Genomic DNA, 12,778 nt, shown 5'->3' with positions numbered 1-12,778 from the left:
AACTAGAGCTTTTTGGTAAGCCTGCAAATATTGTAATTGTTTTCGGTAGTGAATTCAATTTTATCCATAATTCTTTTCACTAACATGAGCCCGAGCCCACCCTTCCTTTTAGAGGAGATGATTTCCTGCATGGATGGTTCTTTATAAGCATTGATGTCGAAGCTCTCCCCTTTGTCGCGGATCACAAAAATGATGTTCTGATTCTTCTTAAACACCATTTCCAGTTCCAGCGATTCGTTCGGGTCACAATTATTGGAATGGATGATCATATTGGCACAAACCTCGTCGATAGCCAGCACGATCTTGTGCGATTCGATTTCCGACAGGCCATACGTATCCAGATGACCCTGTACAAAAACCCGCACAGATTCTAGTTTTTCTTTTTCACAAGGGATAATTATCCTATGCTTCATTCAACTTTGCCGTTGCTGACTCTTTCGAATCACAAATTTCAAACAGTTCATGCAATCCCAGGATCTCAAAAACCTGACTCACCGTTTCTGTAAGCCCGTAAAACACTAATTTGGTTTGCTTCGTTTTCAGCTCCTCCAGATAAGAGATGAAAACCCCCAAACCCGCCGAAGAGATGTACTGCAGTTGCTGCAGATTGATCAGGATACTTTTATCAGACTCCATGGCCTTCACCAATGCATTGTCCAGATTGATAGAAGAACTGGCATCCACTTCGCCAATGACCTCTAATTCAAAAATATCTCCTTCTTCGTTTTCTATTATTTCAACCATTATTCAAACTTCACTATGACTAATGTATAATCATCGTCCAGTCTCTTCTCTTCTGAGAAACTGTACAGATCAGTAATAATTCCTTCTTTGATTTCGGCTGGATTTTTCCCAACGTGTTGCATCAGAGATTGTTGCAATCTCTCTTCACCAAATTGTTCTCCATCCCTGTTTGTCGCTTCGGTGATACCGTCAGTATGAAGCACCAATATGTCTCCAGACTGTAGGGTAAGATCATTTGAATGAACGTATTTATCGTACTCAGAGTTTCTTAGGATTCCCATTCCCATCCCTTTTGAGGAAAGAAACCTGGCACTTTTGTCCTCGTTGCAGTACAATAACGTAGGACAATGCCCTGCTCGTACATATTGAACCTTGCGCGTATCACTTTCTATGACGAAATAACTGGCGGTGATGAAAGAAGATCTTTCCAGGCACTTGCCAACCGCGAGGTTTGCCTTTCGGATCAATTCATCAGGTGGTAGGTTAAATTGGGCCAGGCTGTGAAAGATCCCTTTTACCTGGGCCATGTTAAAGGCTGCAGAAGTACCTTTTCCGGAAACATCGCCGATGATCAGCCCAAATCTGGTCTCACTGAATTTCACCAGGTCATAATAGTCACCCCCCACTTCATCGGCCGCCATGGAGTAAGTAGCAACCTCTAATTGTGGGTTGATGTCCAATTTCTGTGGCAGGAGACTTTTCTGGACATTCTTCGCAATGTTCAGTTGCTCCTTGTAACGCTCATTTTCAATGGCATCCTTGATCAGCAAGGCATTTTCCAGAGAAATACTTGCCTGGCTTACGAAAGTTCGGATGATCTCCACCATCTCACGATTGAAGGCATCGGATACTTCCTGTAACAGGACCAGACAGCCGGCCTGTTCATTTTGCAAGAAAATAGGTAAAGCCAGAATTGAGCGGTATTGATAGCCTTTGATGCCCCCTATGATCTTTTGGTGGCCCAGATTGATGTCTTCCGAACGGAAATTGACGATTTTTTCGACTGACTCTGATTTGATTTGGCTCTTCAGTTCCGCAACCTGCTCCTTGTTGACATTCCGCAGGTAAAATTGTGAATCTCCGTTATTTACTTCCAGCCATGCAGCATCTGCAAAAACGGCACTCATGGAGCTGTCCAATAGAATTTCGTAAGTCTGTAATTCACTTTGTCCGGCGGGAATGGATTGACTCAGTTTCTGGAAGTCCACCGCTTCTTTCAACTTGCGCTCAAATACGGAGGAGGTGGGCAGGTTGAACAAAGTAACCAGTACTGCGATCAGTGCATACAGGAAAATAAAGATCAGAATGGCCACGATAAACACCCGATCCATCAGGTCTATGACCAGCACCTTCAGTTCAGAGAAATACAGCAGGTTGTCCCGAAAATGATACAAATAAATGCCGGACAACAAGATGAAAAGGATGCTCTTCCACTTCTGTTTGAAATTCAGATAAGCGATCCACTTGAGGTTCAGGGACAGAATGACCGAGAACCCAGTTAAAAATACGAGTGCAACTGTGAAGTTGGTGGTAGAGAAGCCGTATCCGAAAAAGTCAAAGATAAGGGCTCCATACAGGCCATATTCAAAGAAATTCCAGAGTTGAATTAAGTTTTTCGACTTCTGATAGAGGATCAATCTTTTCCAGACGACAAAAGTCGAAATCAGATAGATAATTACGGCACCACTATAGACGTGGTAGAAAAAGTTGATGGTGATCGCATTGCTGGCAATGCTGCTGCCTTTGAAAAGAATAAAAAATCCCTGTATCGTTAGCGAGATCAAGGTGGTGACCAGCCCTGTGACGAATACTTTCCAGAGCAGATCGATGAAGTTGACACTTTCAGCTTTAGTGACCTTATATCGGTAATAGAAGAGAGTTGCCAGAATGAATAAGGTCAGAAATGCCTGGGGCAAAGAAGTGGCCAGATCTTCCTGCATCTTATAGCGTTGCAGTAGAATGGCATAGATATCAAAGAAGGTGAACAGGAGCCAGGAGACAAGTCCAACGAAAAAAGTAATCCTTATTTTGAGCTTCTGAGACATCTTAAACGACGGCAAATTTACGCTTTCCCGCCGATAATGAGGTGTAGTGCCTAAGCTTTAGACTTTTTTAACAAAGCCAAAGTAGAATCCCCTCTCATTTTCATCAAAAGGGGATCCATATAAATTACTTTCTACTGTAATTCGGCGCTTCCCGGGTGATATGGATATCGTGCGGATGACTTTCCACCGATCCGGCATTGGTGATCTTAGAGAATGATGCTTTCTGTAGGTCGGCAATACTGCCCGCTCCACAGTATCCCATACCTGCCTTTAGGCCTCCGACCAATTGATAAAGTACCTCACCGACCAGTCCTTTATAAGGGACTCGGCCCACAATACCTTCGGGGACCAACTTTTTAATGTCATCCTCGGCATCCTGGAAGTAACGATCTTTCGAGCCTTCTTCCATGGCTTCTACTGAGCCCATTCCCCGGTAAGACTTGAACTTACGTCCTTCGTAAAGGATCACTTCTCCTGGCGCTTCTTCAGTTCCAGCCAATAGTGAACCGATCATGACCGTATTGGCTCCTCCGGCGATGGCTTTTACCACATCGCCAGAAAATCGGATACCTCCATCTGCGATTACAGGGACTCCTGATCCAGCAATGGCTCTTGCAGATTCGTATACTGCGGTAAGCTGAGGAACACCAACACCCGCGATGATCCTGGTAGTACAGATGCTACCTGGGCCAACACCTACTTTGATGGCATCTGCTCCGGCATCTACCAGGGCTTTGGCCGCTGCTCCTGTGGCCACATTACCTACGATGAGATCTATGTCTGGAAATTCTTGCTTGATTCTTTTCGCGGTTTCGATCACTCCTTTCGAGTGTCCGTGTGCGGTATCGATGCTTACCAGATCCACGCCCGCTTTGATCAACGCTGCGATCCGGTCTGAGATATCAGGCGTTACCCCTACCGCAGCACCTACACGCAAACGACCATATTCATCTTTACAGGCGTTGGGTCGGTCTTTGTTTTTGAGAATATCCTTATAAGTGATCAGTCCCGTCAATGTTCCCGTTGCATCAACGATGGGGAGTTTTTCGATCTTGTGTTCCTGAAGGATCTCTTCAGCCTCGGCCAAACCAATTTCATTGGTTCCCGTGACAATGTTATCCTTGGTCATGATCTCACTGACAGCTCTTCCCAACTGCTTTTCAAACCGGAGGTCCCGATTAGTGACGATCCCAATGAGTTTCCTGTTGGAGTCCACGACGGGAATACCCCCGATTTTGTTCTCACTCATGATCATTTCCGCATCACGCACGGTGCTGTTTACCGGTAAGGTGATGGGATCGAGGATCATTCCGCTTTGTGATCGCTTCACTTTACGTACCTGTGCTGCCTGATCAGCGATGGTCATGTTTTTGTGAATGATACCTATACCCCCTTCAAGGGCCATGGAGATCGCCAGACTTGCTTCGGTCACCGTGTCCATTGCCGCGGAAACCAGCGGAATGTTCAACTTAATGTTTCTGGTGATGTAGGTGTCTGTTTCCGTATCTCGGGGCAGAACTTCTGAGTATCCTGGGATGAGAAGCACGTCATCGTAAGTGAGGGCTTCTTGTTGAAATTTGGAATCGGGGGATGTCATGGCAAATAATCGCTCTTATTATTTGCCGGGCAAAATTACGGATAAGTCTCCGTAAAAAGAGACTTGTCAATTAAATAAATTCTTATTGTGTGAATTCAAGGAAGGCCACCACAAAAGGCATGGAAAGTAACAGGCTGTCAAACCGGTCTAAAAATCCACCATGACCGGGGATCGCTTTTCCGGAATCTTTGATTTCCATTGTTCTCTTAAAGAGTGACTCTACCAGATCTCCATAAGTGCCTACAATCACAATGATCAGGGCAATGACGAACCATTGCCACAGGGCCAGATCCATGAAGAAAAAAGAAATACCAAAAGCCATAGCAGCGGATAACAGTGCTCCCCCAATGCTACCTTCCCAAGACTTTTTGGGAGAGATACGTTCAAACAGTTTGGTCTTTCCGAACATACTTCCTGCAAAATAAGCACCTGTGTCAGAGGCCCAGATGATCAACAATAAGCCTACCACTACTTCATAACTGTAGGATCCTGAAATGTACACAGCGTGGTTCAATAAGGCGAAAGGGAGTGTTACGTAAACCAAACCCAGGTAATAGAAACCAATGTTTAGAAAAGGTGTTGTGTCTTCTTTCTTATATAGTTTAAATAAGAAGATCAGCGAGGCCAACGGGAAAAGTAGAAAATAGAACTTAGGTCCGGCCAATCTGGCTTCTACGAGAAAAGTAAGGCTAAAGAGGATGGTTCCAACGACCACACCTAATTTACGGAGGGGGATATACTGTTGGCTCCTTAGCAAACGGTAGAATTCCCAAAGGGTCATGAAGCTGATGCCTAGAAAAATTGCGAAATAGAACCACGGTCCCAGCACAAGTGCGGTTATGATCAAAGCGGCGCCAAGAATGGCTGCAATCAGACGTGGGGCAAGGTCGGTGAATTTGCTCAAAACTTGATCTCTTCTTTTATGATCCTGATCGCCTGCAGGGTATGCTCAGGCGGTACGTATATTTCAAAGTGTCCCAGTTGATAGGCAGAGTCTTTTTTATCCATGATCACGGGATTCATTTCACGATCTTCGAGTACCGCCTTCACGATCTCCGCTCGGTAGGCCAGACTATCTTCGTATACTTTTTGCCAGTCACTCATCTGCTGTTGCAGGCTCCTCCTTGAAATAAAGTCTAAATACGATTAATAAAGCACCGCAAATTAATGCGAACAAAGCTAACAGTGCCGTCGGTGGTAATTCCGGCGTACCGGTAATGTCCTGGTTGATGACACCTACACTATAAAGGTATAAGGTGACCAACGTAAAAGCATTGTTGATGAAATGGCCAATCATCGCCAGAGAAAGATGTCCCGACCAATAATAAAGGTATCCGAACAGCACTCCCAGAAGCATCCTCGGGAATACTCCGTAAAATTGAAAATGGAAAGCTCCGAAAAGCAGAGCAGTCAGCCAGATAGCGACATGGTGATTGCCAAACCCTTTGGCGAACATGTTTTGCAGTAGTCCCCGAAAGAGGAACTCCTCACCAATGGCCGGAATCAGTGCAATGACGATAAGGCCAACCAGAAACTGCATGAAACCTGAAAAGTTGGTCAGGTATTCCGTCATTTGCTGGAGCTGTGCTTCTTTGCTTTTGGCCTGAGATTCAAACCAGGACAGAAATTCAGGGAGCTGCAAGTCCTGATTCCATTCCACCACGATGCTGTTGACCACCATGAAACTGAAGGTGATGATGATGGTCATGACTAATGGTTGCCAAATGGGTGAGGGGGTGGAAAAAAAGTCACTCAGCGAATACTTCAGGAACTTTCGCATGAAAATGAGCGGCATGATAAAAAAGGCGCCTAGCGACGTAATGCCTTGTGAAATGAGTAGCGGTAATCGGCTTTCCGGAGATTCGGAGGGATAGGTCAGTGCTTCCTGCCATGCCTCAAGATCAAAACCAAAGAAGGGCAGGATCAATGCATAAGAAATGAGCATGAATCCGAACAGTCCAACCAGGGTATAGGCAGTAAGCACGACCAGCTGAAGCCAGGGCATGAACTTTAGGTCGGCGGCATTACCTAGATCATTTTGCATTTTGAGCTAACTTTACAGCGAAAATAAGGATTCAATTGGTAAAAATAGGAAACATAGAACTGGGCGAATTTCCATTGTTGCTCGCGCCAATGGAAGATGTGAGTGATCCTCCCTTCCGGGCAGTATGCAAAGAAAAGGGTGCGGACCTGATGTTTACTGAGTTTATCTCGTCTGAGGGACTGATCAGACATGCTGATAAGAGTGTGCAAAAACTGGACATTTACGACTATGAGCGTCCGATAGGCATACAGATCTTCGGTGACAAAATTGAATCTATGCGAGAAGCGGCAGCCATTGCTGAAGCAGCCAATCCAGAGATCGTAGATATCAACTACGGATGTCCGGTGAAGAAAGTGGCTTGCAAAGGAGCGGGTGCAGGCATTCTGCTAGATCTGCCGAAGATGCAGAAAATGACGGAAGAGATCGTCAAGCGGGTGAATAAGCCTGTGACCGTAAAAACCCGTCTGGGATGGGATGAAAACACGATCAAGATCAAGGAAGTGGCACAAAGGCTGCAAGATGTAGGTATCCAGGCGTTGAGTATACACGGACGTACACGCAAGCAGATGTACAAAGGGGAGGCCGATTGGTCTCATATCAGGGAAGTAAAAGAAATGCCAGAGATCCATATTCCTATTTTCGGGAATGGCGATATCGATTCTCCCGAAAAGGCAGTCGAGTACAAGAATAAGTATGGTGTTGATGGGATCATGATTGGTCGCGCTTCCATTGGTTATCCCTGGATCTTTAATGAGATCAAACATTACATGGCTACCGGAGAAAAACTGATTGAGCCTGATCTTGAAGAACGTGTTAGGGTTACCAAACAACACCTGGATTTTTCAGTACAATGGAAAGGGGAGCGAAAAGGCATTTTCGAGATGCGTCGCCATTATACCAATTATTTCCGCGGCATTTCACATTTCAAACCTTTCCGAACTCGATTAGTTGAGTCTGATTCCCATCAGGAACTGTTGGAAATCCTGGACGAAATTTCTTACAAGCTGGCTTCACCGGTGCTTGCCTGATCCATGAAAAATTCGCGGTACTTGGCATTGGGGTTATTGATCCTGCTTGCCCTCATATGGGGTTCATCATTCATTCTGATCAAGAAAGGGTTAACCGTACTTGACTCACGTGAAGTGGGCGCATTGAGGATTGTTTCTGCCTTTGTCTTTCTGGCAGTGGTGGGTATTGGCAACCTTAAAAAGGTACAGCGACACGAATGGAAATATCTGCTCATAGTAGGGCTTGCCGGAAGTTTGATCCCGTCGTTCCTCTTTGCTTTCGCGCAAACGAGACTTGATAGTGCCGTAGTAGGTATTCTGAATGCTTTGACACCTCTGTTCACCATCATTATTTCTGTTTTCGTTTATAAAAGGACGCAAGGTCGAAATGCTTTTTTTGGTGTAGTCGCCGGATTTGTGGGTTCGGTGCTTTTGATCATCGCAGGGTCTGGTGGTAGTATTGAAAACATCAACTTCTACGCGTTTTTCATTGTATTGGCTACGGTGTTGTATGGGACCAACCTGAATGTGACCAAAGAACACCTTTCGGGACAGAAAGCTATTGTAATCACGAGTGTATCCATGCTGATGGTGGGGCCTGTTGCTTCGATTTACCTTTTTGGTATGACGGATTTTGCGTACAAACTCCAGCATGTCGATGGGGCGTGGTTGGCCACTTCCTACATATTGATATTAGGCGTGTTTGGTACAGCTCTCGCCATGGTTATTTTCAATCACATTGTCAAACTGACCAATCCACTTTTCACTTCATCGGTAACCTACATCATTCCTATTGTTGCGGTGATCTGGGGCTTATTGGATGGAGAGCAATTGTTGTTGCTGCACTACTTAGGCATGGCCTTTATTATCCTCGGCGTTTACATCGCCAATAGCAGGAAAAGAGCAAGTTCGAAGTAATCTGTCGACGATTTTTCCCATTACTGTGTTCGTTAACAAATCTGAAGATTATGCTTCATCCGTATCCACACTCCCTTCCTTGATCTGTGCTTCCAGCTTTTCGTACCACTCTTCTCCGTACTTTCTGATCAATGGGTCTTTTAGGAATTTGTAGACCGGAACTTTTAGTTCAGCACCGAGATCACAAGCGGGTGAGCAAATGTGCCAACGATCATAATTGATGGCCTCATATTCTCCCAGGTTTTTGATGCGTATCGGGTACAAGTGGCAAGAGATTGGTTTTTGGAAGTCAGTTTTGCCATCTTTCCACGCCTGTTCGATGCTGCACTTCAGGATTTTTTGCTCATCATAAAAGGCAAAGGCGCATTCCTTATTATTAATAGTGGTTGTTGAAAAATCTCCTTCCTCATCCAATTCAAATCCACCTTGGGTATCCAGTACTTCAATGGCTTCCTTATTTAAATAAGGTTTCACCAGGGGAACCACTTCATCGATTTTTTCAAGTTCATCTTCCTCTAGTGGAGCACCCAGGTCTCCCTCGACACAGCAAGCTCCTTTGCACTTGTTCAGGTCACACACAAATGATTCCCCTACTACATCAGAAGCCACTACCGTTTTATCAATGATCTGCATTTCCTATCTTTTCCCGCAAAAGTAATTCTAATGCTCGCTGAGCGTCACTTCTTTGTTATTTATTGGTGATCTTATTACTTTTATCCACCATGAGAAACTTAAGTCTCTTCTTTATTCTGCTGATTTGCTGCGAAGCAAAGTATATTCCGGAAGACGGTATATATTCAGTGGCAGAGACCATGCCTGCCTATGAGCAAGGGATGGCCGCATTCGATGAGTTTGTGAATGAAGAGATTGAAAAGTGGGCTCCCGGCGAAAAGGCTAATGTATTTGTCTCGTTTGTTGTGAAAGCTGACGGTGCCGTATCTGATGTGAAAGTGGTCAAGGGATTTTCTGAAGCTTACGACGAGAAAGCCAAGGAGATCGTTAGCAATTGCCCGGGTAAGTGGACCGCAGGTACAGAAGAAGGACAACCCGTAGACGTGAAGATGGTCTACCCGGTTCGTTTCTAAATCTCCTCTCCAAAAATTTTTCCATAATTTTTTGTTTCTGCGAAACCTTTTGAGGTAGTAGGCCGTTCTGCATGTACGTAAATTATATGTACATACATTTAATACAAATAACATGATTAAGACTTTGATCGTTGCTTTGGGTTTGCTAGTTGCAGTTCCAAATGCAGAAGAGACCTATAATGTAAGTGTTGCGGACAGTAAAGTAACCTGGAAAGCCTATAAAGTAGGTGGAGAGCACGCTGGTACTGTTAACATCCAGAGCGGAACATTGACTACTGATGGCGAAACGTTGACCGGTGGTTCATTCACTTTAAACATGACTTCTATCGCTGTAACTGACCTACAAGGAGAATACAAAGGGAAATTGGAAGGCCACTTGAAGTCACCTGATTTTTTCGCTGTTGAAGAATTTACAACTGCTTCTTTCGTGATTACTAATGTTGCTCCACAAGGAGATCAGCACAAAATCACTGGAACCATGGTGATCAAAAACATTGCTCAAGAAATCTCTTTCATGGCGAATGTGGATGTGAAAAATGGGACCATCTCTGCTACTGCTGACATGAAAATCGATCGTGCCAAATTCAACGTTCGTTATGGATCAGATAGCTTCTTTGACAACCTGGGGGACAAAGTCATCTATGATGAATTCGATTTGTCTGTGAACCTGGTTGCTAATCTGTAAGCACAAAAGACTTTTAATTGAAAACCCCAGCCGATTCGGTTGGGGTTTATTTTTTGTATCAGGCTGATCTTTAAAGTACTGCTGCTCCTTTGAAGATCTTTTCAAAGACTGCTGCATCAGTGAAGTACTCATCAGTATTCTCCGATGATTGTAGTATCCAATTGCCGTCTTGTTGATAAGCCGAAATTTGAATCTCAGGTTGGTTGCTGAAGCTAAAAGTCACATTTAAATCGGGTGTACTCAATCCGGCACCATCGGCGAAGTTTTTACTACTCACAAAACTCAATCCCTGCAAATAGCTCGCGACATTGGCTGAATCTGCTTCAAATGCATTGGTACTCCATCGCGCATCATTCTTGTATAAAGAAAAAGCAGAATCAGGGTAGTTGAATGAAATTTGTGTCAAGGAATCTTGCTTCAACCGCAATAAACTTCCATTCCGAAAATCATTCGCTGATTTTGCGATGCTGATGCCCATGAAGTCATTGGCGATGTAGACATCATTTTCTTCTGCAAGTCGTACATGCGTGTAAAATTGTCGTTGATTTTCCACACCAAAACGCCCGATGATCAGGTCCAATGTGTTTTTATTCCCTTCATAGATCTTCACGCGAGTGCCTGTGCTATCTACAGAGTAATCTTTCCATTTGTTCTCTGTTCGCGCCACGATCCGAGTTGGTTTGATGCCTTCCAGAGAAGTCAGTAAGTTGCTTACCGCGGAAGCTACGGCAGATTTCATGGAGCCATCAGGAAGTGCCACTTGCCAACCTTCACCATCTTTGGTTACTTCAGTGGATTCCGTAGGTGATTCGATGACAACCCTGGTCACGCTGGCCGTATCTATGGATACCAGTTCAGTTCGGAAAGACTTACTTCGGGATTTATCTCCGGTAAATGTCATGATCAGATAAACCACCACCAGCACGGCCAATAGGCCAAGAAGTTTAACGGTATTGTTTTTCATTGCTTTTATAGTTTAGCCTACCTTATAAAGATCAGGTTTTTCTTAAGTTGTTAAAATCCCCCGCCCGTTGGGCACCCTAACGCGGGCCGCCCCCTTGTTAAGGGGGATTTATTCAGAAGCTTATGTCTTTATAAGAGCAATTCAATTTTTTAGTAGTGTTTAAAATCAGGCGAAGTTTCCTTGCGCCCATTTTTGTTTTCTTCGGTTTCTGATCTGCTTTCGAATACCTGCATAGATCAGGATCAGTAGGATAGGAGCAAAAACATTCCCATACTTGAGGAGGTTTTTGGTTCCATCTTCCACTTTATCCAGGGTCCTTGACGTAATCGCTTTGGTACGTAGGGAGATCAAACCCGTGTCATCAGCCAACCAGTCAATCGCATTACTGGCAAAGTTCAAATTATCGGGATTGACGCGTTGTGCTTGCTGGCCTTCCCCATTGATGATGAAATCGCCATTGCCGATCACAACCATAGCGCCATTGCCAGCCCCAATTCCTTCAATGGAAGAAGCCAGGATTTGTTCTTGCATTGGAAAATCAGCTTCTGTCCATTTTCGCTGGATGTCCAGATAGCCTGGAGCGGGTAGCGTTCCGGATTTTGCTGACGTAAATGCCAGCGGGTTGATCCGCAGCGTGGTATCAGAATTGTTGATCGTAAAAGCATTGACAAAAGGCAATAAGACTTGTTCCAGTCCTTCAGTGATCGGATGATCTTCAAAGTTGGAGACCCGAGGCAATAAGGGAACACTGACCTGGCTGTTGATGGTTAGGAAACCTTGACGTTGTTGGACCGTAACCGGAAGACAATTCTGGTCAATGACGAAATCATTGCCGAAGATCAGTCCTTTGCCAGCGACCCAGTTTTTGATGCCAATATTCGGGGCTGGCTGCAAAGCACCTTGTTGCAAATCACCAGCGACACTGGAATAAGAAAGGAAAAGCTTTCCACCCTGATTCAGGTACTGATCCAGCTTAGAGAATTCAATGGGGGCAATGGTGTCTTTTGGGGCTACCCAGATCAATCCGCGATAAAAGGTAGGAATGCTAAAGGTATCGGCGATACTGAACTCTTCCACATCATACAGCACAGAAAGTTGTTCCACGAGTTGAGGAAAAGCGCTCAAACCCGGTGATCCATAACCTGAAATCATGCCGATCTTTGGTTTGTCCTGAATGGCGAGTTTCTTAATGGCCATGGTAAGGTCATATTCAATACCACCATTGGGCTGAACCACCGGAATGGCCTCGGTATTATCGCCGCTTTTTAGCACAACTCCCAGAAAAGCCTGGATCTGCTGTTGTTGATCATTTTCTACGACATTGATCGACAAAGGCGCTACACCACTTTGAATGGCTTCCTGTTTCAGTTCATCACTTTCACTTGGGTTGATGAATTCAAAGATCAGATTGCCGCCAGCGAGATCTTCGTACTCGACCAGTTGATCACGCAAATCATTTTGTACAAATGCCAATTGAGCGGGAAGGTTTTCAGTGAAGTATGCCTTAACAGTAATCACTTCATCCAGGTCTTTTAAAATATCTCTGGTTGCTTTACTTAAGGTATATCGCTGATCTTCTGTGAAATCAATACGGAAGTACATGTTCCTTGAGATCAGGTTCGCCACAACGATGATGGCGACCACTATCAATAGCTGAGTTATTATGGTTGTTTTCTTCATCATTTGACG

14 protein-coding genes are annotated in these 12,778 nt (G+C 44.6%); 4 read left to right on the top strand and 10 right to left on the bottom strand.

Features of this window, described 5'->3' with window-relative positions; all coding sequences use genetic code 11:
- Positions 1-2: 2 nt before the first annotated feature.
- The 7 genes from R8G66_27600 to R8G66_27570 form a co-directional block, all read right to left on the bottom strand.
- Positions 3-413, bottom strand: coding sequence for an ATP-binding protein (locus R8G66_27600; GenBank protein MDW3196168.1), 411 nt, complete (start codon positions 411-413; stop codon positions 3-5).
- Positions 403-744: an STAS domain-containing protein gene (locus R8G66_27595; GenBank protein ID MDW3196167.1), complete on the bottom strand. Its 342-nt coding sequence runs from the start codon at positions 742-744 to the stop codon at positions 403-405. Before R8G66_27595 ends, R8G66_27600 begins: the two co-directional genes overlap by 11 nt.
- Positions 744-2,789, bottom strand: a complete 2,046-nt coding sequence (locus R8G66_27590; GenBank protein ID MDW3196166.1) for a GAF domain-containing SpoIIE family protein phosphatase — start codon at positions 2,787-2,789, stop codon at positions 744-746. The genes R8G66_27595 and R8G66_27590 overlap by 1 nt, the downstream gene beginning before the upstream one ends.
- A gap of 124 nt (positions 2,790-2,913) precedes the next feature.
- Positions 2,914-4,386, bottom strand: coding sequence for an IMP dehydrogenase (guaB, locus tag R8G66_27585; protein ID MDW3196165.1), 1,473 nt, complete (start codon positions 4,384-4,386; stop codon positions 2,914-2,916).
- 82 nt (positions 4,387-4,468) lie between these two features.
- The gene (locus tag R8G66_27580; protein ID MDW3196164.1) at positions 4,469-5,290 is read right to left on the bottom strand and encodes a phosphatidate cytidylyltransferase; all 822 of its coding nucleotides are present in this window, start codon (positions 5,288-5,290) and stop codon (positions 4,469-4,471) included.
- Entirely contained in the window at positions 5,287-5,490 is a 204-nt protein-coding gene (locus tag R8G66_27575; protein ID MDW3196163.1) for a DUF2007 domain-containing protein, read from the bottom strand. Before R8G66_27575 ends, R8G66_27580 begins: the two co-directional genes overlap by 4 nt.
- Complete coding sequence (locus R8G66_27570) at positions 5,483-6,430, bottom strand: CPBP family intramembrane glutamic endopeptidase (GenBank protein ID MDW3196162.1); 948 nt, start codon at positions 6,428-6,430, stop codon at positions 5,483-5,485. Before R8G66_27570 ends, R8G66_27575 begins: the two co-directional genes overlap by 8 nt.
- A gap of 35 nt (positions 6,431-6,465) precedes the next feature.
- On the opposite strand from R8G66_27570, the gene dusB reads away from it, so the two are divergent.
- A complete protein-coding gene (dusB, locus tag R8G66_27565; GenBank protein ID MDW3196161.1) occupies positions 6,466-7,458 on the top strand; it encodes a tRNA dihydrouridine synthase DusB in 993 nt (330 codons plus the stop codon).
- A 3-nt stretch (positions 7,459-7,461) separates the two neighbouring features.
- Positions 7,462-8,355, top strand: coding sequence for a DMT family transporter (locus R8G66_27560; protein MDW3196160.1), 894 nt, complete (start codon positions 7,462-7,464; stop codon positions 8,353-8,355).
- A gap of 48 nt (positions 8,356-8,403) precedes the next feature.
- Here R8G66_27560 and R8G66_27555 read toward each other — a convergent pair whose 3' ends face one another.
- Positions 8,404-8,988, bottom strand: coding sequence for a DUF3109 family protein (locus R8G66_27555; protein MDW3196159.1), 585 nt, complete (start codon positions 8,986-8,988; stop codon positions 8,404-8,406).
- 89 nt (positions 8,989-9,077) lie between these two features.
- Between R8G66_27555 and R8G66_27550 the strand changes: the two genes are divergently transcribed.
- Positions 9,078-9,440: an energy transducer TonB gene (locus tag R8G66_27550; GenBank protein MDW3196158.1), complete on the top strand. Its 363-nt coding sequence runs from the start codon at positions 9,078-9,080 to the stop codon at positions 9,438-9,440.
- A 112-nt stretch (positions 9,441-9,552) separates the two neighbouring features.
- Complete coding sequence (locus R8G66_27545) at positions 9,553-10,125, top strand: YceI family protein (GenBank protein MDW3196157.1); 573 nt, start codon at positions 9,553-9,555, stop codon at positions 10,123-10,125.
- Positions 10,126-10,195: 70 nt separating this feature from the next.
- Here the strand turns inward: R8G66_27545 and R8G66_27540 are convergent, their stop codons facing one another.
- Positions 10,196-11,089: a DUF4340 domain-containing protein gene (locus R8G66_27540; GenBank protein MDW3196156.1), complete on the bottom strand. Its 894-nt coding sequence runs from the start codon at positions 11,087-11,089 to the stop codon at positions 10,196-10,198.
- A 165-nt stretch (positions 11,090-11,254) separates the two neighbouring features.
- The gene (locus tag R8G66_27535) at positions 11,255-12,772 is read right to left on the bottom strand and encodes a Gldg family protein (GenBank protein ID MDW3196155.1); all 1,518 of its coding nucleotides are present in this window, start codon (positions 12,770-12,772) and stop codon (positions 11,255-11,257) included.
- Between the last annotated feature and the right edge of the window lie 6 nt (positions 12,773-12,778).

This window comes from Cytophagales bacterium (assembly GCA_033344775.1).
Classification (GTDB): Bacteria; Bacteroidota; Bacteroidia; order Cytophagales; family Cyclobacteriaceae; genus JAWPMT01.
The sequence above is the reverse complement of the archived record's forward strand: the minus strand, read 5'-3'. Positions and strand labels throughout refer to the sequence as shown.